This window comes from Nocardiopsis ganjiahuensis DSM 45031, from assembly GCF_000341085.1.
Lineage (GTDB): Bacteria > Actinomycetota > Actinomycetes > Streptosporangiales > Streptosporangiaceae > Nocardiopsis > Nocardiopsis ganjiahuensis.
In genome coordinates, this window is record NZ_ANBA01000016.1 from 36170 (window position 1) to 60737 (window position 24568).

Here is a 24568-nt window from a genome sequence, read left to right on the forward strand (position 1 = left end):
CGTGCTGAACGCCGAGGAGGTCCGGCGGCGGCTGGACGAACAGGACCACCTGGTGGACGAGGGCACCGCCACCGCCCTCTTCCTCGCCATGGCGCTCGGGCGCCCCCTGCTGTTGGAGGGCGAACCTGGCGTGGGCAAGACCGCCGTGGCCAAGGCGCTCGCCCGGGCCCTGGACGCGCCGCTGATCCGGCTGCAGTGCTACGAGGGGCTGACCGCGGGCGAGTCCCTGTACGAGTGGAACCACCAGCGGCAGCTCCTGGCGGTCCGGTTGGCGGAGTCCCGGGGCGAGCGGCTGGACGACGGCGACCTGTTCGGTGAGGAGTTCCTCCTCGACCGGCCGATCCTGCGGGCGGTCCGGCACGGGGGGCCGGTGCCGCCGGTCCTGCTGATCGACGAGGTGGACCGGGCCGACGACGAGTTCGAGGCGCTGCTGCTGGAGTTCCTGGGAGAGGCGTCGGTGACCGTGCCCGAGCTGGGCACCTTCACCGCGGAACGGCCGCCCCTGGTGGTACTGACCTCCAACCGCAGCCGCGACCTGCACGACGCCCTGCGCCGCCGCTGCCTCTACCACTGGATCACCTTCCCGGCCCCGGAACGGGCCGCGGAGATCCTGCGCCGCCGCGTCCCGGAAGCGGGCGAGGCGCTGGTGGGTTCGGCGACGGAGTTCGTGGGGCGGGTCCGGGAACTGGACCTGGACAAGGCCCCGGGGATGGCTGAGAGCATCGACTGGGTGTCGGCGCTGGGCGCTCTCGGTGTGACCGAACTGGTCCGGGACGACATCGTGCGGACCCTGTCCGCGCTGGCGAAGACCCCCGACGACCATGAAACCGTGGTCTCGGCACTGAACGACCTCGGCCACGGCCCGCCGGGGCCGGAGCACTCCCCCAGGGCCCGAGCGGAGACAGCCACGTGAGGATCGACAACGAGTTCACCGTCGACGCGCCCGTCGAGCGGGTGTGGGACCTGCTCACCGACGTCGAGGCGATCGCGCCCTGCATGCCGGGCGCACGCCTGACCGGGGTGGAGAGCGGACCGGACGGCGACGTCTACTCGGGAACGGTGCGGGTGAAGGTCGGGCCGGTCGCGGCCGCCTACGAGGGCACCGCGTGGTTCGTCGGGCAGGACGCCCGGAACCGGCGTGCGGTCATCGAGGCCAAGGGCAGGGCCGGCCGGGGCGGAGGGAACGCGTCGGCGTCGGTCACGCTCGAGCTCCGTGAGGAGGGCGGTGGGACCGCGGTCTCGGTGGGTACGGACCTGAGGATCACCGGCAAACTCGCCCAACTGGGCGGCGGGATGGTCAAGGACGTGTCCGAGCGGCTGCTGGGACAGTTCGTCGAGTGCTTGGAGGGCAAGCTCACCGGCACGGAAACGGAGGCGGCGGTCATGGCGCACCACGGTGCGGAGTTCGGCGGGGGCGCCGGGGACGACGCGAACGGACGGAGCGAGGAGGGCAGGGGCTCCCATACGAGCGGCGGAGACCACATGAGCGGTGGCGGGCACATGTCCGGAGGCGCCCACATGTCGGGCGGCAGGCACATGTCCGCCGACGGCGACCTGTCCGACGAGGTCCAGGAGAGCGGGGACGGCGCCGGCCCCGAGGGGACCTGGACCACGGCCACGGGACTGACGCCCGGGTCGGACCCGGCTCCGACCGGCCCCGCGCCCTCCACCCGTCGGAGCATCGACGGTGGGGAGGCGGCGCCGCTGGACCTGGGCCGGGCCACCGGGAAGGCCGTCGTCCAGCGGCTGTGGCCGATGCTGGCGGTGGTGGTCGTGGTGGTGGGGCTCCTCCTCGGCTATGCCTACTTCACCTGACCGCGCGGTGGCCTCCCCGGCCCCTTCCCAGCGACCGGACGCGTCCCCGCTGCCGGGAGTGGACCGGGCGGCGTTCGCCGTCGCCCTCACCGCGCGCCTGCGCTCCCGGGGCGTGCGCGTGGACCTGGACGCCGCGAGCACCCTGGCCCGGGCGCTGGCCGCCGTCCCGCCGACCGCGCTCGGCCGGCTCTACTGGACGGCGCGGGTGTGCCTGGTGCGGCGGCGGTGCGATCTCGCCGCCTTCGACACGGTGTTCGACACCGTCTTCGGGGGCGGTGTTCCGGGGGACGAGGACTCGACCCCCCTGGCCGCTGTCCGAACCGGAGCCGACCGCTCCCCCGAGCCGGGCCCCGGGTCCGAGCAGGAGGGCGCGGTCGGTGCCGGGCTGCCGTGGGTGACCCTGCCGCCCGGCCCCGCCGACCCGGAACGGGACAGCCCGGCGTCCGCGCTCCCGGAACTGCTCCCCAGCGACCTCGACGCCCTCGCCGAGGCCCCTTTCGACCAGCTCTCCGAGGAGGAGACCGCTCGGCTCGGGGCGTGGTTGGCGGAGTTGCGGCCCCGGCTGCCCCGGCGCAGGGTCCGCAGGCGGGCCCCGGGGCGCTCCGGCGGGCGGGTGGCGCTCAGGCCCACCCTGGCCCGGGCCCGCCGGACCGGGTGGGAGCCGGTGGAACTGGTGCGGACCCGCCCCGTGTCGCGTCCGCGCCGGGTGGTGGTCCTGTCCGACGTGAGCGGTTCGATGCGGGCCCAGACAGCTGCCTGCGTCCACCTGATGCGGGCCTTCGCGCTGACCGTGGAGACCGAGGCGTTCGCCTTCGGCACCCGTCTGACCCGGCTGACCCCGCTGCTGCGCGAGGGCACCGCAGAGGAGGCGGTCGCCCGTGCCACCGAAGCCGTGGACGACCGGTTCGGCGGGACACGGATCGCCGCGAACCTGCGTGCCCTGCTCGCCTCCCGGCACGGGGCGGCGGTGCGCGGCGCGGTGGTGGTCGTGGCCTCGGACGGGTGGGACGGGGACGCCCCGGAGGCGATGGCGGCGGCCATGGAGCGGTTGCGGCGGCGGGCCCACCGGGTGGTGTGGGCCAACCCCCGCGCAGCCGCCCCGGGCTTCGAGCCCTCGGTGGGCGGGATGGCCGCGGCCCTGCCGTTCTGCGACGCGCTGTTGCCCGCACACACCTTCGCCGCCCTCCGGGATGTGGTGGAGGCCGTGGCCCGCGAGAGCGCGCCCGGGAGCCGGAGGGAGGGCTCTCGGGACGGGTCAGGTGGCCGGCCTCTGGGGCACGGCGTGGTTCCAGAGGGTGACGTGCACCCCCGAGCGGAAGCGGCCGCGATCGACACCCGCTCCCCGCAGCATGGTCTGGGTGGCGCGGGGCGTGGTCGCGAAGCGGACGAACTCGGCGGCCACTCCTGACTCGTCGCTGTCGGGGAGGGCGCTCACCGACCAGCAGCCGCCCGTGCGCACCGGAGGGCCGACCGGAAGGAGCAGGCGTCCGGCGGCGAGGTCGTGGGAGACCGCGTACCCCAGGGCCAGACCCACCCCGGCGCCCTTCTTGACCTCGTCGAGGGCGGCCGCGTGGCTCTGGAAGACGCGCTGGCGGGCCTCCGGAACACCGAACCGGCGCAGGACCGCGGGGACCAGCCCGGTGTGGTCCAGGGCCGAGGGGCCGAGGAGCCAGGTCTGTTCGCGGAGGCGTTCGGGAGCGGTCCGCCCACCGGCGAAGGGGTGTCCGGGGCCCACCACGGTGAGCAGCTGGTACCTGAGGATGCTCTGGGAGGTCACCCGCTCGGGTTCGCCTCCCGCTGCCTGTTCCTGGCCCGGGCCGATGGCGACGTCGACGGCCCGGTCGTACAGCAGTTCCTCGAACCGGCTCGGGCTGTGCACGCTCAGCTCGACGTCGAGGTCGTCGGCGCGCCCCACGAAGAGTTCGATCAGGCCGGGCGCCGCGTACTCGACGAACAGGCTGGAGGCGGCGATGCGGAGCAGACGGGTACCGGTGCCGGCCTGGCTGACCTCACGCAGGGTACGGTCCTGAAGGCCCAGCAGTTCGGTGGCGCGACCGGCCAGGCGCAGGCCGCCGGGGGTGAAGGCCAGTCCGGCGCCGGTCCGGGAGAAGAGCCGGTCACCGAACAGTCTGCGGAGCTTGCCGATGTGCAGTGAGACCGCGGCCTCGGAGACGTCGAGTTCGCGGGCGGCCCGTTTGACCGAGCCCAGCCGGACCACCGCGGAGAACGCTCTCAGCTGCGTGGGAGTCACCGAACGCCCCCGGGGCATCGGGGCAGGGGCGCGCGGGGGTGTTCCGGATCGGGGTTCGCGTGGTCCAGCACGGCCGGGGACAGGGCGGGGAGGAGCGTCCGGCGCCGGGGGGAAGGCATGGCGACCTTTCGGACAGGGGGGATGAGGTCAAGCTAGGGGACGCCTGAGCACCCCACAAGAGACTTTTGCCCCGAAAGACCCAAATACCACGAAGGGCCCAGTCCGCCACTCAAGCCCCAGCCCTGCATCCAGGTGCCTGCTTACCCCTCACGCGCACTGCTCGCGAAGCGCCCCCCGGAAGGCCGCACGGCCCCGGGGCCGCTCGGCGATGGAGGCCGCACGGCCGCGGGAGCGGCCGGCCGGCCCAGGAACCCGGCTGCTCAGTCCCGGGAACGGCGGCGCCGGACCGCCATCCGCAGCTCGTCCGGGGACACCTCGCGACCGTCCTCTGTCAGGTAGCCGACCCGCACCGGCGCTCCGGTGCCGTCCTCGACCAGGGCCAGCGGGCCGCCGCCCTCCTGGAGGTAGGTGTCGCCCCAGCCCTTGAGCGCGAAGACCGCGGGCATGAGGTCGGCGCCCATGTCGGTGAGGACGTACTCGTGGCGGGTGCGGCTGCCCGGCTCCTTGTAGGGCTCACGGCGCAGCAGTCCGGCCTCGGTGAGCTGTTTGAGGCGCGCCGCGGCGACCGCGTCGGTGATACCGACCCGTTCCACGAACAGTTCGAAGCGGCGGGTGCCGAAGAACGCCTCGCGCATGATCAGCAGCGCCGAACGCTGTCCCACGATCTCCAGCGCCTTCGAGATCGAGCACGCCCGGGGCTTCCAGGAGCGCAGATCGGCGAGGGCGGGATCGAGTTTGATCGGCATGGTGCCAAAATACCCGCTCACCCCGATCCCGAACGGCGGACCGGCCCCGCCGGGTTGCGGTCTACTCCTTGGAGGCGGTGGCGCCCCACCAGATGTTGACGTCGGAGTCGACCGCCCACCGGTCGATGTCGCGCAGCTCCTCGTCGGAGAAGTCCGTCGCCTCCGCCGCCTTCAGGTTCTGCTCCAGCTGCTCCGCGCTGGAGGCGCCGACCAGCGCCGTGGTGACGGTGCGCGGCCCCTGCTCGCGCAGGACCCAGGAGATCGCCATCTGCGCCAGGGTCTGGCCGCGCTCGGCAGCGATCTGGTTGAGCGCCCGGGCCCGGCCGAGCACCTCCTCGGTGAGCATGCTGTCGCGCCAGCTGGGCCGCCCCACGCCGGCGCGGGAGTCCACGGGCACGTCACCGCCCAGATAGCGGGAGGTCAGCAGCCCTTGCGCCAGGGGCGAGAACGCGACCACGCCCATGCCCTCGTCCGCTGCCGCCTCCAGCAGGCCGTCCTCCACCCAGCGGTTGAGCATCGAGTACGAGGGCTGGTGGACGATCAGCGGCGTGCCGAGGTCGCGCATGATCGCCGCGGCCCGACGGGTCAGCGACGGACCGTAGGAGGAGATCCCCGCGTAGAGGGCCCGTCCCGACACCACCGCGTGGTGGAGGGCCAGCATGGTCTCCTCCAGCGGGGTGTCCGGGTCGGGCCGGTGGCTGTAGAAGATGTCGACGTGGTCGAGGCCCATCCGCTTCAGCGAGCGGTCGAGCGAGGACAGCAGGTACTTGCGAGAACCGCCCTGCTGGTGCGGTCCCGGCCCCATGGTCCACCCGGCCTTGGTGGTGATCACCAGCTCGTCCCGGTAGGGACCGAAGTCCTCCGCCAGGAACCGGCCGAGGTTCTCCTCGGCGCTGCCCGGCGGCGGGCCGTAGTTGTTGGCCAGGTCGAAGTGGAAGACGCCGAGGTCGAAGGCGCGGCGCAGGATCCGGCGCTGCCCCTCCAGGTCCCGGTCGCCGCCGAAGTTCTGCCACAGTCCCAGCGACAGCCTCGGCAGTTTCAGCCCACTCCTGCCGCAGGCCCGGTACTCCAGAGAGTCGTACCGCCCCGCGTCCGCCACGTACGTGACCAAGTCCGCTCCCCTTCAGCCTGTCCGGTCCGTCGAAACCCGTCGAAACCAGCCGTTCCGCTAATCGTCGACCGTGAGTTCGCCCATGCGGTCCCAGCCCTCGCCCTCGACCACGCGGCTGACGATCAGCGGGGTCTCCTTCAGCAGCGGCTTCATGGACGCCAGCCCGTCCCTGAAGTGATCGCTGTTGACGTGGGCTTCGGCCGCGCCGTCCTTGAACGCCTCGACGAGCACGAACTCGTCGTCGCGCTCGACGCTCCGGGACCACTCGAACCACAGGTTGCCGGGCTCCGCGCGGGTGGCCGCGGTGAAGTCGGCGACCGCGTCGAGGAAGCTGTCCACGGCCTCCGGCCTGGTCCGGAACTTGACGACGATCAGGATCATTCCGCATCTCCTTCGTTCTGTGCCACGGGGCACGCGGTCGTGCCGTGCCTCACGGTCCCCACTCTTCCAGAACCGGGACGGTCGAGACCTCGACGAGCACGCCGCGGGGGTGTTCGCTGCCTCACCCCTGACCGTGACCGAGCTCAGGCGCCGCCGAGGGTGGTGCCGGGCAGGCGGGTGGCGCGCCACTCGCCGTCGGTGCCCTCACGGACCTCCAGGGCGCCGAGGTCCTCGTCGGGGTGGACCAGTTCGACGTTGGCGATCAGGGTCTCACCGTCCAGGTCGGTGCTGACGGTGACCTCTCCGATCTCGATGCCCTCGATGTCGGGCAGGCCGGCGGCGTAGTCGGGGAAGGCCTCCGCGCAGTCCTCGGCTTCGCTCTGGGCCACGATCGCGGCCTGGGCGCCCTCGTCGGTGAAGGCACAGCCCGCCTCGCCGTCTCCGGCCGCGAGGGAGGCGACGAACCCCTCGGCGACGGCCTGGGCCGCCACGGCGGCCGCGTCCTCGCCGGCCCCGGCCGCGACCTCCTCCACGCTCTCCTCGACGGGGGACTCGGCGGTTTCCCCACCGTCGCCGCCGCAGGCGGTGAGGGCGAGGAACAGGGGCAGGGCAGCACACATGAGGGTGCGTCGCATGGGGGGTGGCCTTCCGGGAGCGGGGCTGGTCGGTCGCGAGCGGACGCCGGTGGCGCCCGCACCGCACCATTGTTACCGCATTCATCCGCTTGATGACTACGTGTATCGACCGGTCAATCGCCGCAGACCCCCTGATCAGGCAAAGCACGGGTATGGGTTCGGTTCGGCTTGACCCCGCCCCGAGCACCCGCCCCCAGGGGGCGCCTTCCGTATGCGCACAATCACCCTGAGCGACATATCGGAAGGGGTCCCATGACCGATCTCGGGGACGATCGCGCGGCGCAGCGCGGACTGGAGGGGCTCAGCCCCTTCGAGCTCAAGGGCCATCTGATGGACCTGGCCGGGGCCTCCTCCCGGAAGCACGCCCACGCCATGCTCAACGCCGGGCGCGGGAACCCCAACTGGACCGCCGCCCCGCCCCGCGAGGCGTTCTTCCTGCTCGGCCGGTTCGCGGTCCTGGAGACCCGCCGCCACTGGAACGAGTGGCCCGCCGTCGCCGGGATGCCCGTCTCCGACGGCATCACCGAGCGCTTCTCGGCGTTCCTCGACCAGAACGCGGGCGAGCCCGGGGCAGACCTGCTGCGCCGGGTGCTCAACCGGGTGGAGGGGCACCGCTCCGACGCGGTCCTGCTCGAACTGGTCGACGGGATCATCGGCGACAACTACCCCGTGCCCGACCGCATCCTGCCGTTCGTCGCCGAGTCGGTGCACGAGTACCTGGCCGGGGCCATGGGCGGCCGACCCCCCGAGACCCCCTACGACCTGTTCGCGGTCGAGGGCGGCACCGCGGCCATGTGCTACGTCTTCGACTCCCTCCAGACCAACCGCGTCCTGCGCAAGGGCGACCGGATCGCCTTGATGACCCCGATCTTCACGCCCTACCTGGAGATCCCCCACCTGGAGCGCTACGACTTCGACGTGGTCGAGGTCAGCGCCTCGCGCGGCACCGAGGGCGACTTCCACACGTGGGACTACGACGACGCCGAGCTCGACAAGCTCGCCGACCCGTCGGTGCGGATGGTGTGCCTGGTCAACCCGAGCAACCCGCCGTCGGTGGCGTTGTCCGAACGCGCCCTGAACCGCATCCGGGACATCGTGGAGAAGCGCAACCGGGACCTGGTCATCGTCACCGACGACGTCTACGGCACGTTCGTGCGGGGGTTCACCTCGCTGATGGAGGTGTGCCCGCGCAACACCATCGGCGTGTACTCGTTCTCCAAGTACTTCGGAGCGACCGGGTGGCGGCTGGGCGTGATCGCCCTCCAACCCGACAACGTCGTGGACGACCGGATCGCGCGCCTGTCCGGGGAGGACGCCGAGGCGGTCCGCCGGCGCTACGCCTCGCTCTCCCTGGACGTGCCGGGGCTGCGGTTCATCGACCGCATGGTGGCCGACAGCCGTTCGGTGGCGCTCAACCACACCGCCGGGCTGTCCACGCCCCAGCAGGTACAGATGGCCCTGTTCGCGCTGTTCGCCCTCACCCACACGGACGAGGAGTACCACGAGCCGGTCATGCGCGTCCTGGAGCGGCGGATGACGGCCCTGTCCGAAGGGCTGGAGGTGCCCTTCCCCGCGAACGCCCTGCGCGCGGGCTACTACGTCGAACTCGACCTGCTGGCCTGGGCCGAGCGGCACTGGGGGACCGAGTTCGCGGAGTGGATGCGCGCGAACTACGAGCCGGTGGACCCGGTCCTGCGCCTGGCCGAGGAGGACGGCGTCGTGCTGCTCAACGGCGGCGGCTTCGACGGCCCCGAGTGGTCCGTGCGGGTGAGCCTGGCCAACCTCGAACACGAGGCCTACGGGCGGATCGGCCGCGCCCTGAAGCAGATCGGCGCGGAGTACCACCAGCGGTTCACCTCGTCCGCCGACCGCTCCTGAGGCTTTCCGGAGCTCACTGAGACGCGAGGAGGCCGCCGTGGGCGGTTGGATCACCGACCTGTTCGTCAACACCCCGGAGATCGCGCTCTTCACCGCGCTGGCCCTGGGCTACCTGTTCGGCAAGGTGCCGTTCGGCCCCATCCGGCTGGGCGGGGTGTGCGGCACCCTGCTGATGGCGCTGCTGATCGGCTACCTGACCGGAGCCGAGCTCAGCGACGGCGTGAAGAACCTGGCGTTCGCGCTGTTCATCTTCGCGCTGGGGTTCAGCAGCGGACCGCAGTTCTTCGCCAACCTGAATCGGAAGGGGCTGCGCTACCTGGGCTTCCCGATCATCGAGGTGGTGGCGGTGATCGGTGTGGTGCTGACGTTCACCGTGATCATGCAGCTGGACCAGGGCACCGCGGCGGGGCTGATGGCCGGCGGCGCCACCGAGTCCGCGGCGCTGGGCACCGCCAGCGAGGCGATCGGTCGGTTGGGGCTGCCCGAGGAGGACACCCGGACCCTCCAGAACAACGTCGCCACCGCCTACACCATCAGCTACCTGTGCGGCCTGATCACCATCGTGCTGCTGACCAGCCAGGTCGCGCCCCGGCTGATGCGGTTCGACCTGCAGAAGGAGTCCGCGAAGCTGTGGCACCGGCTGAGCGGCGGCCACGACGCGCAGCCCGGCGAGCAGCCCGCCCTGCCCGACCTGGTGGGCCGGGTCTTCCGGGTGGACCGGAGCGCGGGGCGCACGATCGACGACATCGTCCGCTCACTGCCGGGCAGCGCCACCGTGGAGGAGGTCCGCCGGGGCGACCAGAACGTGCGGCCCGAGGACACCCTCCGTGTCCGGGAGGGCGACCTGCTGGTGGTGGTCGGCCGCCGGGCCGCGCTGGTGGGCGCCGAGGACGTGATCGGCCCGGAGCAGGCCGAGGAGCCCGACGTGGTGCTCCAGTCCCTGAACGTGGTGCTCACCCACCGCAGGACGCACAACATGCCGCTGAGCGGGATCAACGAGGTGCTCGGGGCGAAGCTGCGCGGGTCGGTCTTCGTGGAGAGGCTGACCCGCACCGAGAAGGAGATCCCGGCGCTGCCCGGGACCCTGCTCCAGGTCGGCGACGTCCTCACCCTCCTGGGTGCGCCCAGCGACGTGAAGGCGGCCGGGAGGAAGCTCGGCTACCCGATGGCGTCGCAGTACACCACCGACTTCGTCTACCTGGGGCTCGGTCTGGTGCTGGGCATCCTGGTCGGGCAGATCGTGATCCCGCTCGGCAACGCCGACCTCACCCTGGGCACCGGCGGCGGAGCGCTGCTGTCCGGCCTGGTCTTCGGTTACCTGCGGGCCAGGCGGCCCACCTTCGGAACCCTGCACCCGGCCGCCGCGGGCACCATGAAGGACCTGGGCCTGGCGACGTTCATCGCCGCGGTCGGGTTGTCCGCGGGACCCTCCGCGCTGCAACTGGTGCAGCAGTACGGGGTGATGCTGCCGATCGCGGCGGTGCTCACCACGCTCATCCCGGCGACGGTCTCGATCCTCGTCGGCTGGAAGATCCTGAAGATCGAGCCGCCGCTGCTCATGGGGGCGGTCGCCGGTCAGCAGTGCAGCACCCCGGCGATCAGCCAGGTGGTGTCCACCGCCGGGAACTCGGTGCCGATGATCGCCTACACCATCACCTACGCGATCTCGAACATCCTGCTGCCGCTGACCGGTCCGATCATCGTGGCCCTGGCCGGCGCGGTGGTGTGAGGCCGCCCCGCCGGCCCGCGTCCCACAGCCGGACACGGACAAGCCCCGGTTCCCTTACGAGGGGGCCGGGGCTTGTCCGTGGGAGCGGCCTCTGGTGGTATTGGCGGGGGTGACCGGCATCACGGCACCCACTGGCGCACAGAGCACGCGCGGGCGTGCTCGAGGAGAGTCGGCGCACGCGCGGGCGTGCGCCGAAGGGCTCCGCTGTGCGTCCGCGCCGGAGGTGACATGTCGTACCGACTACGGGAGGGCGGCCGCGGCGCCCTCGTCGCGGACCTGCCCCCGGCACTGGGAGCCGAGCTCCGCCCCCTGGTGCCGCACCTGGTCGAGGAGGCCGTGGACGCTGTCCGCCGCCGGGCCGAGGCCCACTCCCAGCCCTTGGAACCGTCGCACGTCGAGTCGGTCAGGACCGTGATCGGTGTCGCGGTGCACACCTTCCTGGACCGGGTCGAACATGCCTCCGAGGCGGAGGACTCCGAGTCCGAGGAGGCCGGGGCCGGACAGCCGGACTCCGTCGCCAGGACCTTCCGTGCGTTCGGGGCGGGCGAGGCCCGCCAGGGGCGCACCCTGGAGTGCCTGCACACCGGTCTGCGCACCTCGGCGGCGGCGGCCTGGCGGCGGCTGGCCCGGGCCGAGTCGGTCGACCGGGACCAGATGGCCGCGCTCGGCGAGGCGCTCTTCTCGTTCCAGGAGGAGATCTCCGCCGCCGCCGCGGAGGGCCACGCCCAGGTGCGCGGGGCCGGGGTGGAGGCGTTGCGGCGCCGCCGAGCCCGGCTGCTGGAGGTGCTGCTGGCCGAGGCCGGGACGGAGCCGGAGGCGCGGGCGCTGTCGACGCTGGCGCGGTCCGCCCGGTGGCGCCTGCCCGAACGGGTCGCGGTGGCGCTGCTGCTTCAGGAGGGTGCGACGGCAGCGGTGCCGGTGCCGCCCCCGGACGTGCTGGTGGACCTGGACCGGCTGGAGCCGTGTGCGCTGGTACCCGATCCGGAGGGGCCGGGGCGGCTGCGGTCGCTGGAGCGCTCGCTGCGGGGGTGCTGCGCGGTGCTGGGGCCGACGGTGCCCCTGGACGGGGCCCCGGCGTCGTTGTCCCGTGCACGGGAGCTGGCGGAGCTGGTGCGGACCGGCGTGGTGCCCGGGTCCGGGGTGCTGCGGTGGGGCGACCACCTTCCGGAACTGCTGCTGTCCCGGGACACGGCCCTGGTCGCCGAGATGGCCCGCACCCGGCTGGCGCCGCTGGAGGGGATGCGGGCACCGCAGCGGGAGCGGATGGCCGACACCCTGCTGGCCTGGCTGGAGTCGGGCTTCAACGCCAACGAGGCGGCCGAGCGGCTGCGGATCCATCCCCAGACCGTGCGGTACCGGATGCGACAGCTGGAGGAGCTGTTCGGGCCCCGGCTGCGGGAACCGGGGGCCCGGTTCGAGTTGGAGCTGGTGCTGCGGGCGCGCAGGCTGTTGGGGCCCCTCGGTCCGGAGTAGGGAACATACCGAACGGTCGGGATGTCCCCCGCGCACCGGTGCGCGGGGGACATCCCGGACGAGGGGGCCGGGGTCGCGGCGGATCAGCCCCGGGGAGCCAGCGCGCGGATCACGTCGGCCGGGTCCAGGCTGGGCGGGGCGATCGGCGCGATCACCGGGGTGCTCACCCCCGCCTCCACGTAGGCCTCGATCCGCTCACGGCAGTACTCCGCGGGACCGTGCACGATGAGGTCGTCGATGACGGAGTCCGGGATCGCGGCGAGCGCCCCCTTGCGGTCGCCGTCATCCCACGCCTTCCACATGGGACCGAGCTCCTCGCGGCCCAACCACTCGTGGAAGGCCCGGTAGACCGGCACGTTCAGGTAGGCCGAGATCGCCCAGCGGCCGATCTCGCGCGCGGTGTCGGGGTCGGTGTCGGGGATGGCGAAGATCCGGGCGACGACCTCCTTCTCCTCACCGAACTCACGCACGATCGGGGCGACCGTGCGCACGTCCTCGGAGGACAGCCAGTTGATGATCGCGCCGTCGGCCTCCCGCCCGGCCAGGCGCAGCATGCCCTGGCGCAGCGCGGCCACCAGGATCGGCGGCTGCTGCTCGGGGACCGCCCCGAGCGTGAAGCCCTTCACGGAGAAGGTGTCGTAGTCCGCCTTGACCTTCCGGCCGGTCAGCGACTCGCGCAGGAAGCGCACGGTGTCGCGGACCTTCTTGTAGGGCTCCTCGAAGGGGATGGAGTTCCACCGCTCCACGATCACGTTCGAGGAGGTGCCGATCCCCAGGCTGAAGCGGCCCGGAGCGGCGGCGGCCATGGTGGCCGCGCTCATCGCGAGCGTGGCGGGCCCGCGCGTGTAGGCGGGCACGATCGCGGTGCCCAGGCGCAGCTGGGGCGCCCACACGCTGGCCAGGGCCAGCGGCGTGAACGCGTCGGTGCCGTTGGCCTCGGCCGACCAGGCGTCGGTGTAGCCGAGGTCGGGCAGCGACTCGAAGAGGGCGCGCTGGTCAGCCAGGGGGATGCCCTCGAAGGGGACGGTGATGCCCCAGCGGTCGGTCATGGCGACTCCTGTCGGTGGGCCGGTCCGGCCGGGTCCTGTCGCCCGAACCGAACCGGGTTCTTGTCCGGTCTCGGCACGACCGTACCCCGCGCCCCCTTCCGCGCAGTAGACCGCCTCCGGGGCTCGAGGGGCGTATGTTCGGTGGCGGGCCCGCCTGCGGCGGGCCGGTACGGACATCCACGAGCACGAAGGAGGCCATCGCCGTGGCCAAGCCGCCATCTCCCTACGACTTCCTGCCCCGGGTCGACTCGTTCACCGTGACCAGCGACGACGTCACGGACGGGCAGCCCCTGTCCAAGGCGCAGGTCAGCGGGATCATGGGCGCCGGGGGTGGGGACGCCTCCCCGCACCTGTCCTGGAGCGGTTTCCCCGAGGGGACCCGGAGCTTCGCCGTCACCTGCTTCGACCCGGACGCGCCCACCGCGAGCGGGTTCTGGCACTGGGCCGTCTGCGACATCCCCGTCGACGTCACCGAGTTGGCGACCGACGCGGGCAACGGTTCCGGCCTGCCGGAACAGGCCGTGACCCTGCGCAACGACGCCGGGAGCCACCGCTACATCGGTGCCGCGCCGCCCGCCGGGCACGGCCCCCACCGGTACTTCTTCGTGGTGCACGCGGTGGACGTCCCGAGCCTGGGCGTGGACGCCTCCGCGAGCCCCGCGTTCCTCGGCTTCAACCTGTTCTCGCACACGCTCGGCCGGGCGATCGTCACCCCCACGTACGAGCAGAAGTAGGGCTTTCCGCCCCGTCTCCGGAGGGCGGGTGCCGCGCTCGGCGCGGCGCCCGCCCTCCGCCCTCCCCTCCCGGGGCCGTCGGATACACGCGCGAGGGGCCGGTCCGGTTCACTTCGCAACCGCATCTGGCCATTCACAAGCCCCGGGGACCCTCCCCCGTCTAGGCTCGGTCCATCCCCCGGCCCACACAGAACATGCCTGGAAGGGTTCAGCTGGTGCCACAGCAGTCTTCGAGGAAACCGACCGTCGTGGTCACCACAGCGGGTTCTGCTCCGACACCCGGAACCATCCTGCATCTGCGCGAACACGGGTTCCGGGTGGTGGCCACCGACGTGGACCCCGCCGCACCCGGCCTGTACCTGGCGGACCGCGGCTACCTGGTCCCGCCAGGCGACAGCGAGGCGTTCCTGCCCCGGATGCGCTCCCTGTGCGCCGAGGAGCAGGCCGTGGCCGTGGTCCCGCTGGTGGACGAGGAGCTCGTCCGGGTGGGTGAACTCGCCAAGGACGGGGTGGCCGTGCTGTTGCCCCGCCTGGACTTCGTCACCACCTGTCTGGACAAGTACGTCCTCATGCAGCAGCTGGAGGACGCCGGGATCGGGGTGCCCCGCACCTGGCTGGCCTCGGAGTGGCCCACCGGCGCCGCCGACGCCTCCCCCGACGGCCTCATCGTCAAGCCCCGCAGCGGGCGCGGCAGCCGGGGCGTGATGGTCGTCGACTCCACCCGCGACATGGCCCGCGTGGTCTCCGAGAGCGGGTACGCCGCCGACGAGCTGATCGTCCAGGAACGCGTCACCGGTCCCGAGTACACGGTGTCGGTCGTGGTCTGGCGCGACGGCGACGTACAGGCGGTGGTGCCCAAGGAGGTACTGCTCAAGCAGGGGGTCACCAAGTACGCCATCACCCGGCGCAACCCCGAGGTGGTCCGTACCTGTCGGGCGGTCCAGACCGCGCTGCGCGCGGACGGCCCGTTCAACGTCCAGCTGTGCCTGGACGGGCGGGGGCGGCCCAGGGTCTTCGAGATCAACCCGCGGTTCTCGTCCACGGCCGCGCTCACCGTGGCCGCCGGGGTCGACGAGATCGCCGGCCTGCTCCGGCAGGCGGTGTGCGACGGACCCAGGCTGGACGACGAGTGGCGCGAGGGGGTGGCGATGGTCCGGAGGTGGACCGACGAGTTCATGCCCGAGGCGCGGTTCGCCGCACACGGGATCTCCCCCGCGCCGGCCCCCAGCTCGAGCGGGGCGGGTTTCGCCCTGCCCGGGTCGGTGTCCACCGGCGACCAGCCCCCGATCGTCCCGGTGCGTGCGCGGTGAACGCCCAGCACGCCCTCTCCGAGGCCGTGGCGTCAGCGGTCGTGGAGGTCGGCGGGCTGCTGCGCGACTGGCGTTGCGACCCCTCGGCGCGCAGCGGCGTGTGGGAGGGCAGCCAGTTCAAGGCCGAGGCCGACGCGATGGCCCACCGGGCGCTCTCGCAGCGGCTGGCCGCGATCGACGGACAGATCCCGGTGGTGAGCGAGGAGGACCCCGCGTCGCTGTCCCGTGAGCGGCCGCCCCGGTACTGGCTGATCGACCCGATCGACGGAACGGCCAGCTACGTGCACGGGTTCGACGGGTACGTCACCCAGGCCGCCCTGGTCATCGGGGATCACCCCGAGGTGACGGCGGTCTTCGCCCCCGAGAGCGGGGTCCTGTACACGGCCGTGCGCGGCCAGGGCGCCCGGCGCAACGGCAGGCTCCTGCCGACGCATCCGCCGACCCCGCCCGGGCACGGAGTACTCACCGACAACACCCCCGAACCCTCCGGCATCGCCCGGCGCGTGTACGACCGCTTCGGCTACGGCGAGTACCTGGAGAGCGGCAGCATCTCGTTGAAGCTGTGCCGGATCGCCGAGGGCGACGCCCACCTGTTCGTGAAGGACGTCCCGGTGCGCGACTGGGACGTCGCCGCACCCGGTCTGGTCCTGGCCGAGACGGGGGGTCTGGTGACCCGTCTGGACGGCACCGGGTTCACCTACCGGGGGTCCTTCGAGCACACCGGTCTGGTGGGTGCGGCCGATCCCTCGACGTGTCGTGCCGTGGCTCACTGGATAGCAGCCTGACCTGCGACGACAGCACCCCGGCGCGCTCCGCGGCAAGGCCCGGAGAACTGACCCCTCCGAGCACTTTCGCGCACCGGGAACGACACGTATGGTGTGGTCACCAACTCGCGCTTTTGGGGGTGGGAAGTGGAGGCCCAACGTCTGCCGCTGAACCAGATGCGCGCCTCGGACACCGAGCGGGACCTGACGGTCGACCGCCTCGCGGTGGCGTACTCCGAGGGCCGTCTGGACCACGAGGAGTACGAGCGCCGGGTGGGCGCGGCACTGACTTCTGTCCTGGTCGGTGAGCTCCGCTCGCTGACCGCCGACCTCCCCGGACCCGAGGGCCCGATCCCGCTGCCGAGGTCCCACCGCGAACGCTACGCCGCCTCCGAGCCCAGGACCGCGCTCGTGCCCTGGGAGGAATGGGGCGACGAGTGGCGCTGGTGGCTGGGCGTGGCCGGCCTGCTGACCGGAGTCTGGGGTGTGGCCAGCCTGCTCGGCGGCGAACTGGTGCCGTACTGGCCCCTGGTCCCGCTGGGCATCTGGGCGGCCGTGCTGCTGGCCTCGGCCATCTGGCCCAGCGAGGAGGAACCGCCCTGAACCCGGGCGTGCGCCCCGGCCCGCGGCGGTTCAGCCGGCGGCGGCTCCTGACGGCTCAGCCGACGGCGTGGAGCCAGCGGACGGGTGCGCCGTCTCCCGCGTAGCGGAAGGGTTCGAGTTCCTCGTCCCAGGCACGGCCGGTGAGCCGGTCGAGTTCGGCGGCCAGGTCGGCGCCCTCGGCGGCGGTGGCCATGGCGGCGCGCAGCCTGCCCTCGGGCACGAGGACCTCGCCTGCGGCGCTGGTGATGGCGGTGAACACACCGAGCGAGGGCGTGTAGCTGTAACGCATGCCGTCACAGCCGGGCGACCCCTCCTCGGTCACCTCGAACCTCAGGCGCTGCCACGCGTTCAGCGCTGAGGCCACCTCCCCCGCGGTCCCCGGCTTCCCCTGCCAGTTGAGCTCGGCGCGATGGTGGCCGGGAGCCGCCGGTTGGGCGACCCAGTCGAGTTTCACGGGTACTCCGACAACACCCGCGACCGCCCACTCCACATGTGGGCACAGCGCCGCGGGCGCGGAGTGGACGTACAAGACGCCGCGTGCGGACACCGAACCTCCTGTTACGAACGAGTGCGCTTCCCCGACGCTCTCGTACTCGAGAAGGTTGCATACCCGCCTGAATGCCTTTTGCCCCATTGTGCCCCACGGGCACCCTAGGAACCATCTCGCACGCTGGTATTTTCCAGCGTTCCCACCGCACCCGGGACACCCAGAGATTAGCGTGTGCCACAGGTGGCGACAGGGAGTCCGATCATAGTGGGGGCGGATGTGCCAGACCAGTCGCACGGGGACATCCCAGCCCCGGAAACATGCGAGAAAATCACCCATTCGAGCAGTTCAGGGCATGTTTCCACCACTTTTTTTCCAGTTTCGGCCACAACCGGCCCCGAGCTCTCCGACGCCGAACTCGTGCTGGGGGCCTGCCACGGGAACGCGGACGCGTGGGAGGCCATCGTCGACCGCCACCTGGCCATGGTGAACCGGATCGCCCGCTCCTACCGACTCCCCCGGCAGGATCACGAGGACGCCGTCCAGACGGTCTGGCTCCGCCTCAACCAGAACCTGCCCCGCCTCCACTCGCCGCACCTGCTCGCCGTCTGGCTGCGCCGGGCCACGAACACCGCCTGCAACCGCCAGCGGCAGCACCGGCAGCGCTTCCTTCCGGTCGATCCCCAGGACCTGATCGGGTACGCCCACCACCAGGCCGATCCCGAAGACCAGTACCTGCTCCAGGAGCGGTACGCCGAACTGCACCGGGCCATAGACGGACTCACCGATCCGGTCGACCGCCGGGTCGCCCGGCTCTACCTCGACGACTCACCCGACGCCGGACCCATCTCCCACAGGACCACTTCGAACCAGCGGCGGCACCTGTTCCGCCAGCTCCGTCGCTCTCTCAGAGCGACCGGAGAACCCAGCGAAAGGCGTGCGTGAACCGTGCGGAACGACCCAGAGCCCATCCCGGACCGAGCCGGGCGGGCCGCCGCCCTGGCCGCCTTCGACCGCTCCCTCGACGGAGCCCGCCTGGCCCGGACCCTCAGTGACACGGTCCCCGCCCCCGGACGGCCGCTCCACCGCGACCGCGGCGGCGCCGCGCCGGCCGTTCTCCGGTTCGGCCTGGAAGGGGTCCGGCTGGACCTCCAGGTCCACCGGAACGGCGCCCACCGCTCGCTCTCCGGCCTGGTGAGCGGCGAGTTCGACCACGTGGACGTCCACCTGCGGCGCCCCGGTCACACCCTGCTCCTGTTCGTCGGGATGGACGGCCGCTTCGACGCCGCCGAGCTGTCCCCGGGTCCGCTGTGCCTGGCCGTGGAGCGCCCCGGCCACCCCCTCACCCTCACGGACTGGTTCACCGTCTGACCCGCGACAGGTCCGGGGCGCGGAGAACGGATGCGCCCCGAGCACGGCACATCGAGCCGGAACCGCAGAGCGACACCGAACTCCCGAGCGGAATCGCACAGCGTCCCGGTGATCCGCGCGTACGGGGCGGGCCCGCCCCGCCGGCGGCATGACCTCACGACCCTTTCGGGTCGGGGCTGATCCGATCAGCGGATCGGCTCACCCGTCCCCCTCTCGTCCCGCCTCCGTTCCTTCACAAGGAGCGTCACGGCCACGGCAACGCCTGCGATGCCGAGAAACGGTGCGACGAGTCCGGCGTACGGGAGGCTCGACGAGAAGGTCGAGAAGTCCCACAGGCCATGGAGCATCATCGCCGGAACCAGCGACCCCGTCGAGCGGAACGCCAGGTAGTAGACGGATCCCAGGCCGAACTGGATGACGACCTGGAGGAACGCGAGCGAACCGATACCGAAGAAGAGGTTGGGCAGGTGCAGCAGCGAGAACAGGAAGGTGGAGAGGAACCAGATGCCCATCTCGCCGAACCGGCTGCGCAGGGCGACCATGAGCTGGCCGCGCGCGATCACTTCTTCGTTGAATCCCACCAGGACGCTGCCGATGACCAGGAGGATCCACATCGTCACCGTCACTCTGGAGAACTCCCCGAACACCAGATTGAGGATCGCGACCGCGGCCATGATCACCGGCACCACGGCGGCAGCTCTCGGGAGTCTCCTCGTCCTCAGGGAGGGGCGCCACCATCCGAAGGTCGAGACGATGGCCAGAAGAACCACGAAACCGCCGGCGAGGGGCGCCACATACCACTTCAGCAGCGTCTCCTCGCTCTCGCCGATGCGCGCGTAGTCGATCCCGTTGACGATCCAGATCCCGTAGAAGACCGCGAGATAGGCGACGAACGCGGTGAGGCCCAGCCAGATCCGCGGGCGGACACGCAATGCCGTCGAAGCAGAGTTCGTGTGCATGGCACCAGTGAAAACCATGTTGTCGGCACACAGTCAACTCTGGCCCCCTCGGGCACTTGGTGTTGACGAACGCCGCTCCGGACCCGGAAAACGGATGCGCCCCGAACCCGGTTAGGTCCGCGCGCCAACACATGGCCACATGTCCGCCTTCGCTCCGGTTGGCCATGTTTCGCGGTCGGTCAGTTGTCCACAGGTTGGCGCAGGCCGTTCCCGCTCGGGTGAACCCACTGCTATCACTGGTGGTGACCGGCCCCCTGGCGAAAGAAGGCAGCCGGACGTGCTCCCCAGCGCAGCGCCCGACCCCACACCCGCGAACCCTCTCCGGGGCGGCGAGAGCCCGATCCCGGAAGCCGGTCGCGCCCTGCTGTCCCGGGTGACCCAGGGGGTGCGGCTGGCCCGGAGAGGACTCTTCGAGGAGACCGTCGACCTCCTCGACGACACCCGCAGGCGCCTGCACGGCCACCCCGTCGCCGAAGTCGCCCCCGTCCTGCCCGGGGTCCTGACCGACCTCGGACTGGCCCAGACCCTGTGCGGCCGTTTCGGTCAGGCCGAGGAACACCTGAACGAGGCCCGGTCCCTGGCCGACGAACGCGGCCTCTCCCTTCTGGGGCTGGTGGCCCGGCACAACCTGGGCTGCCTGGACCTGTACCGCGGCGACACCGCCGCCGCCATCGCCACCTTCCACGGCCTCACGCACCTGATGCCGGCCGACCGGCAGGAACCGCTGCGGGTGGACCTGGCCGAGGCCCTGCTCTCGGAGGGGCTGGTGGAGGAGGCCGGGCGCACCCTCGCCGAGGCCCCCTGGCAGACCGGGGGAGACAGGACCGCCCGTGTCCTGGTGGAGGCCAAGCTCCGGCTCCTGGACGGCGACCACCGGGGCGCTCTCCACCTCGCCCTGCAGGTCAGCTCGAGCGCGGGCCCGGGTTCGCTCTGGTACGGCCTGGCCCGCCGGTTGGAGCGCACCGTACGCGGCGCCGGCCGCCGCACCCCGGTCCAGCGGGCCAAGGACGCCCTCGACCTGCGCACCCCCGCCGTGGCGCAGCCGGTCACGGCCCCCGGACACACCGGTGCCGCGCCCTCGGGCACCGGGTACGCGAACTCCTGGGACGTCGCCGGGGCGCGGGCGCGGCTGCCCCGGGCCCGGCGGGCGCTGGACCACATGGCCGGACTGGGGGCTCCGGCGCCCGGCCCCTGGCTCGGAGACGCCGAACTCGACCCCCACGTGGTGCGGGCCGGACTGGAGAGCGCCCTGAGCGCCGGGGACACCGCGACCGCACTGGAATGGGCGGAGCTGGGCCGCACCTGGGCCGACGGCCTGGTTCCGGGACCGGTCACCGCCGCTGACACGGAGGTCGAGCAGCTGACCGGACGCTACCGGCAGGCGCTGCACCACGGAGCCGGCCCCGAGGCCGCCGACCACGCGCGGCGCTGGGAGTCCGCGCGCTGGCGGGCGCCCCGAAGGTGGGCCGGGCGGCCGCCCGCGTACCGGGAGCCGGTCCTGGGACCGCTGCTGAGCAGCCTGGACGGCCAGGCGTACGTCCACTACACCGTGGCCGGCACCGAGGCCGTGGCGCTGGTCGCGGTGGCCGGACGGGTGCACGCACGGCCCCTCGGGCCCCTCCTGGCGCTCCGCCGCACGCTCGGCAGGTTCATCCACGAACGCTCCGTCCCGCTGCCCCACGAACGTTCCACGGCGGCGCCAGGTACGCACACGAAGGCGTCAACGGCCCCGGGACCGGGCCACCGCACGACCACCGGGCACGGGCGCCCACCGGAGGCACTGGTGTCCGACGCCCTGCTCGGTCCGGTCCTGTCGCTGGTCGGGGACCGCCCCCTGGTGGTGACCGGCGATTCCTACCTGGGAGACCTGCCCTGGGGAGTGCTCCCGCCGCTGCGGGGGCGGCCGGTACGCCAGGTGTGCACGGCGCGTTCCCTGACGGAGCGGCCCACCGCACGGCACGGTTCCGGGAGGGTCCTGCTCGCGTGCGGGACCGAGCCCCGGGAGGCCCGGCTGGAGGTGGCGGCGCTGGCCGGGCTCCACCCGGGCGCACGGGTCCTGGAGAGGGCCGGCCGGAAGCAGGTCCTGGCAGAACTGCCCCGCTCCGACCTCGCCCACCTCGCCGGGCACGGGCAGGTCGGAGACCGGACGCCCATGCTCTCCCGCCTGGACCTGCACGACGGCCCGCTGCTCGCCTGCGATCTGACGGCCCTGCCGACGGCCCCGTCGCTGGTGATACTGGCCGCCTGCTGGGGCGGCCGCGGTTTCGGCGGGACCGCCGGGCGGCCGAGCGGGTTCGTGGGCACGCTGCTGGCCCGGGGCGCCCACACCGTGGTGGCCAGCCCGATCCCGGTCGACGACGCGTTGACCGGAGCGGCCATGCGGGCCTTCCACCGGGCGCTCGCGGTCGGCACCGACGTGTCCGAGGCGGTGTCCGACCACCTCGGACACATCGGTTTCTGCTGTTACGGCGGCTGAGGTCCGAACGGTCGGGGTGCGACCGGGGCAGGACCCGGCAGGCGTTACCAGCCGCGCTCGCGCCACTGCGCGAGGTGGGGGCGCTCGGCGCCCAGGGTGGTGTCCTTGCCGTGGCCGGGGTAGACCCACGTGTCGTCCGCCAGGGCGCCGAAGATGCGCTCCGACACGTCACCGAACAGCTTCCGGAAATCCGCGTCGGACCAGGTCTTGCCGACCCCGCCCGGGAAGAGGCTGTCACCGGTGAACAGGTGGGTGTGACCCTCGGGGTCGTCGTAGCGCAGGGCGATCGACCCTGGCGTGTGGCCGCGCAGGTGGATGACGGTGAGTACGCAGTCCCCGACGGGGACGGTGCCGCCGTGGGCGACGGGCTCGTCCACCGACACCGGCAGTTCGTCGGCGTCGTCGGGGTGGGCGACCGTACGGGCACCGGTCTGGCCGACGATCTCGGCCAAGCCCTGCCAGTGGTCCTGGTGGCGGTGGGTGGTGACCACGCGGGTCAGCCCGTTCTCACCGATCAGCTCCAGGATCCGGTCGGGTTCGGCCGCTGCGTCGATGAGGACCGCTTCACCCGTGCTCCGGCAACGGAGGAGGTAGGTGTTGTTGTCCATCGGGCCCACGGCCAGCTTGGTGATCGTCAGGTGCGGTAGTTGGCGCAGGTCGGCGGGACCGCCGACCCTGGTATCTCCGGAGTAGCTCACCCGACCATTTTGACATCCTCCCCTGCCTGAAAGAGCAAGGGATTCCAGTCACCGGCTCAGAGGGCTTCGCGGTGCACGGCCCGCCTGCCCGTGGCGTTCAGCGGCGGCTCACCGACGGGGTGCGCAGGCGGGCGCCCGGCCGGTGCCGATGGCCGGGCGTCCGACTTCTGAGGGGTCCCCGCGTCACTGAGTCCAGCGCGGCGGGCGCTTCTCGAAGAAGGCCGCCCGCCCCTCCGCCGCGTCCTCACCGGCGAAGAACTCGGCGGACAGCTCGCCCATCCGCGTGAACGCCTCGGTGCGCCGGTCCGGCGCGGCCTGCGCACCGCCGCCCAGCTCGCCGAGGAGTTCCTTGGTGCGCGACAGCGCGCGCGGGGCCGACCCCCGCAACCCCTGCAGGACCGCGTCCACCGCGTGGTCCATCTCCCGGTCCGGGACGGCCTGGGTGATGAGCCCGGCCTTGGCGGCGGCCGAGGCGTCGAAGAGCTCACCGGTGAGGAAGTAACGGCTGATCTGGCGGGAGTGCATCCGGGCCGAGACCGGGACGGAGATGATCGCCGGGACCACACCGATCCGTACCTCGGTGAAGGCGAAGGTGGCGCTCTTGGGGGCCAGCGCGATGTCCGCGGCGGCCACGAGACCGATCCCGCCCGCGCGTGCTGCGCCGTTGAGGACCGCGATCACCGGTTTGGGCGCGCCCATGATCTGCTCGAAGATCTCCGGGAGCTCCGGGGCGGGTTCGACCGGGGCGCCCTGGAGTGCGGCGCCGATCTCCTTGAGGTCGGCCCCGGCGCAGAAGACCGGACCGCTGCCGGTCAGGACCACCCCGCGGACCTCGTCGTCGGCCATGGAGTCGGAGAGTGCCTTGGAGAGTTCGGAGCGCAGCCGAGCGGAGAGCGCGTTGCGGTTGCGGGGCGAGTCGAGGGTGATCGTGGCGATGGCACGGTCGACACTCGACCGCACGAGGGGAGCGTCGTCCGAGGGGTTCGGGGACGTCGGGTGCTGCGTCATCGCAGACTGACCTTTCTCCGTTGAACGCGCGCGGACCCGGTCACGGCGCGCGGTGAGCGCGGGTGGCTCGTGGCCGTACGCGTCTCGCTTGTGGCGGTATGCACAAAACCGTCACCAACAGTAGACGGGTGGACTGTTACGGCACCACGTCCGCCCACGCCGAATCGGTTAAGTCCGCATCACACGCGGACGCGCCGGTGTTACCTGGACCTCACGACGGCGTTCGCGTTCACCACGGGTCCCGCCCGCCCCGCTCTTCGGCCCCGCCCGCTCCCGGGGACACGAACGGGGCCGGGGGCGGACCTCCGGACGCGGAGGATCGCCGCCCGGCCCCGCCGAGCGTTCTTCGGACGGCCCGTGGGCGCTGCCCGGGGCTAGCCCCGGGTGGTGGCCGCTGACAGGGCGTCGGCGAAGTGCATCATGGTGCTGACGGCGTCGGCGCCGTCAGCCGCCTCGCTGACCCTCAGGGTGAGGGGCTCGGCGGTGATGGCACCGGTGTAGCCGTGGTCGAGCTCGCAGCTCTCGTCCGCGCAGGAGGCGGGTTCGAGGTCGATGTGCGCGACCGCCCCCCAGTTCACCGAGAGGTTGACGCTGAGCACCAGCTCGCTGGGCAGGCTGCCCGGCGTGTACTGGGCGGGGTTGGGCACGACCCGGGTCAGCGCCACCGACTGGATGTTGCCCAGCTGGATGCTGTCGGTCGTGGTCGAGGCGTGTGAGGTCCCGCCCGGTTCGCCGGGCGGGTGCTCGTCGGTGTGGCAGACGACCAGCCGGGTGTCGGTCAGCAGCATCACGGTGATGTGCCGCCGCATCTCCATGGCCGGATCGAAGGTCGCCTCGTGGTGCACGATGAACGCCTTGGCGTCCTCCTCGCCCAGGGTGGTCGCGACGGCGTCGATGACCAGAGCGGGGTAGTACCCGCTCCGCTCGATCTCCAGGCGCCAATCCGTGGACACGGCACGTGTTTTCCTCA

General features: G+C 72.3%; 23 protein-coding genes and 1 pseudogene. 13 read left to right on the forward strand and 11 right to left on the reverse strand.

Going from position 1 to position 24568, the window contains the following annotated elements:
• Position 1 precedes the first annotated feature (1 nt).
• The 3 genes from D458_RS34030 to D458_RS37700 are packed head-to-tail and all read left to right on the forward strand — an operon-like array spanning position 2 to position 3223.
• Positions 2-913, forward strand: a complete 912-nt coding sequence (locus D458_RS34030) for an AAA family ATPase (RefSeq protein WP_017589050.1) — start codon at positions 2-4, stop codon at positions 911-913.
• Positions 910-1815 carry an SRPBCC family protein gene (locus D458_RS37695; protein WP_026119596.1) on the forward strand — a complete coding sequence of 302 codons (906 nt, stop codon included), beginning with the start codon at positions 910-912 and terminating at the stop codon, positions 1813-1815. Before D458_RS34030 ends, D458_RS37695 begins: the two co-directional genes overlap by 4 nt.
• Positions 1799-3223: a vWA domain-containing protein gene (locus tag D458_RS37700; protein ID WP_239648046.1), complete on the forward strand. Its 1425-nt coding sequence runs from the start codon at positions 1799-1801 to the stop codon at positions 3221-3223. The genes D458_RS37695 and D458_RS37700 overlap by 17 nt, the downstream gene beginning before the upstream one ends.
• Positions 3224-3250: 27 nt before the next feature.
• On the opposite strand, the pseudogene D458_RS35725 reads toward D458_RS37700, so the two are convergent.
• From D458_RS35725 to D458_RS0122830, 5 genes and pseudogenes are all read right to left on the reverse strand, one after another.
• A pseudogene (locus D458_RS35725) lies at positions 3251-4084 on the reverse strand (LysR family transcriptional regulator); the annotation flags it as partial.
• Positions 4085-4446: 362 nt separating this feature from the next.
• Positions 4447-4932 (reverse strand): winged helix-turn-helix transcriptional regulator, encoded by a 486-nt coding sequence (locus D458_RS0122815; RefSeq protein WP_017589053.1) that lies wholly within the window; start codon positions 4930-4932, stop codon positions 4447-4449.
• 61 nt (positions 4933-4993) lie between these two features.
• Positions 4994-6043, reverse strand: coding sequence for an aldo/keto reductase (locus D458_RS0122820; protein WP_017589054.1), 1050 nt, complete (start codon positions 6041-6043; stop codon positions 4994-4996).
• Between the two features lie 57 nt (positions 6044-6100).
• Positions 6101-6424 (reverse strand): putative quinol monooxygenase, encoded by a 324-nt coding sequence (locus D458_RS0122825; RefSeq protein ID WP_017589055.1) that lies wholly within the window; start codon positions 6422-6424, stop codon positions 6101-6103.
• Positions 6425-6567: 143 nt separating this feature from the next.
• Positions 6568-7059, reverse strand: a complete 492-nt coding sequence (locus tag D458_RS0122830) for a hypothetical protein (protein ID WP_017589056.1) — start codon at positions 7057-7059, stop codon at positions 6568-6570.
• 252 nt (positions 7060-7311) lie between these two features.
• Here D458_RS0122830 and D458_RS0122835 point away from each other — a divergent pair, with 252 nt between their 5' ends.
• The 3 genes from D458_RS0122835 to D458_RS0122845 all read left to right on the forward strand — a co-directional run bounded on the left by D458_RS0122835 (position 7312) and on the right by D458_RS0122845 (position 12139).
• Positions 7312-8937, forward strand: coding sequence for a bifunctional aspartate transaminase/aspartate 4-decarboxylase (locus D458_RS0122835; RefSeq protein ID WP_017589057.1), 1626 nt, complete (start codon positions 7312-7314; stop codon positions 8935-8937).
• Between the two features lie 37 nt (positions 8938-8974).
• Complete coding sequence (gene aspT / locus D458_RS0122840) at positions 8975-10666, forward strand: aspartate-alanine antiporter (protein ID WP_017589058.1); 1692 nt, start codon at positions 8975-8977, stop codon at positions 10664-10666.
• A 228-nt stretch (positions 10667-10894) separates the two neighbouring features.
• Entirely contained in the window at positions 10895-12139 is a 1245-nt protein-coding gene (locus D458_RS0122845; protein ID WP_017589059.1) for a PucR family transcriptional regulator, read from the forward strand.
• 83 nt (positions 12140-12222) lie between these two features.
• Here D458_RS0122845 and D458_RS0122850 read toward each other — a convergent pair whose 3' ends face one another.
• The gene (locus tag D458_RS0122850; RefSeq protein ID WP_017589060.1) at positions 12223-13188 is read right to left on the reverse strand and encodes an LLM class F420-dependent oxidoreductase; all 966 of its coding nucleotides are present in this window, start codon (positions 13186-13188) and stop codon (positions 12223-12225) included.
• Between the two features lie 203 nt (positions 13189-13391).
• Between D458_RS0122850 and D458_RS0122855 the strand changes: the two genes are divergently transcribed.
• The 4 genes from D458_RS0122855 (at position 13392) to D458_RS0122870 (ending at position 16599) form a co-directional block, all read left to right on the forward strand.
• Complete coding sequence (locus tag D458_RS0122855; RefSeq protein ID WP_017589061.1) at positions 13392-13922, forward strand: YbhB/YbcL family Raf kinase inhibitor-like protein; 531 nt, start codon at positions 13392-13394, stop codon at positions 13920-13922.
• A 248-nt stretch (positions 13923-14170) separates the two neighbouring features.
• Positions 14171-15232 (forward strand): ATP-grasp domain-containing protein, encoded by a 1062-nt coding sequence (locus D458_RS0122860; protein WP_017589062.1) that lies wholly within the window; start codon positions 14171-14173, stop codon positions 15230-15232.
• Positions 15229-16017 (forward strand): 3'(2'),5'-bisphosphate nucleotidase CysQ family protein, encoded by a 789-nt coding sequence (locus D458_RS0122865; protein ID WP_017589063.1) that lies wholly within the window; start codon positions 15229-15231, stop codon positions 16015-16017. Before D458_RS0122860 ends, D458_RS0122865 begins: the two co-directional genes overlap by 4 nt.
• A 126-nt stretch (positions 16018-16143) precedes the next feature.
• Positions 16144-16599 (forward strand): DUF1707 SHOCT-like domain-containing protein, encoded by a 456-nt coding sequence (locus tag D458_RS0122870; protein ID WP_017589064.1) that lies wholly within the window; start codon positions 16144-16146, stop codon positions 16597-16599.
• 55 nt (positions 16600-16654) lie between these two features.
• On the opposite strand, the gene D458_RS0122875 is transcribed toward D458_RS0122870, so the two are convergent.
• Positions 16655-17146: a DUF3145 domain-containing protein gene (locus tag D458_RS0122875; RefSeq protein WP_026119597.1), complete on the reverse strand. Its 492-nt coding sequence runs from the start codon at positions 17144-17146 to the stop codon at positions 16655-16657.
• Positions 17147-17506: 360 nt separating this feature from the next.
• Here D458_RS0122875 and D458_RS34040 point away from each other — a divergent pair, with 360 nt between their 5' ends.
• Both D458_RS34040 and D458_RS0122885 read left to right on the forward strand, forming a co-directional pair.
• Positions 17507-18031, forward strand: coding sequence for an RNA polymerase sigma factor (locus D458_RS34040; protein WP_017589066.1), 525 nt, complete (start codon positions 17507-17509; stop codon positions 18029-18031).
• A gap of 3 nt (positions 18032-18034) precedes the next feature.
• The gene (locus D458_RS0122885) at positions 18035-18457 is read left to right on the forward strand and encodes a hypothetical protein (RefSeq protein ID WP_017589067.1); all 423 of its coding nucleotides are present in this window, start codon (positions 18035-18037) and stop codon (positions 18455-18457) included.
• A 185-nt stretch (positions 18458-18642) separates the two neighbouring features.
• Here the strand turns inward: D458_RS0122885 and D458_RS0122890 are convergent, their stop codons facing one another.
• Complete coding sequence (locus D458_RS0122890) at positions 18643-19416, reverse strand: CPBP family intramembrane glutamic endopeptidase (protein WP_160168065.1); 774 nt, start codon at positions 19414-19416, stop codon at positions 18643-18645.
• A gap of 277 nt (positions 19417-19693) precedes the next feature.
• Here D458_RS0122890 and D458_RS0122895 point away from each other — a divergent pair, with 277 nt between their 5' ends.
• Positions 19694-21892 carry a CHAT domain-containing protein gene (locus tag D458_RS0122895; RefSeq protein ID WP_017589069.1) on the forward strand — a complete coding sequence of 733 codons (2199 nt, stop codon included), beginning with the start codon at positions 19694-19696 and terminating at the stop codon, positions 21890-21892.
• A 44-nt stretch (positions 21893-21936) separates the two neighbouring features.
• Here the strand turns inward: D458_RS0122895 and D458_RS0122900 are convergent, their stop codons facing one another.
• From D458_RS0122900 to D458_RS0122910, 3 genes are all read right to left on the reverse strand, one after another.
• Complete coding sequence (locus D458_RS0122900) at positions 21937-22590, reverse strand: MBL fold metallo-hydrolase (protein ID WP_017589070.1); 654 nt, start codon at positions 22588-22590, stop codon at positions 21937-21939.
• Positions 22591-22773: 183 nt separating this feature from the next.
• A complete protein-coding gene (locus D458_RS0122905; protein ID WP_017589071.1) occupies positions 22774-23598 on the reverse strand; it encodes an enoyl-CoA hydratase-related protein in 825 nt (274 codons plus the stop codon).
• Between the two features lie 374 nt (positions 23599-23972).
• The gene (locus D458_RS0122910) at positions 23973-24551 is read right to left on the reverse strand and encodes a DUF5998 family protein (protein ID WP_017589072.1); all 579 of its coding nucleotides are present in this window, start codon (positions 24549-24551) and stop codon (positions 23973-23975) included.
• Positions 24552-24568 lie beyond the last annotated feature (17 nt).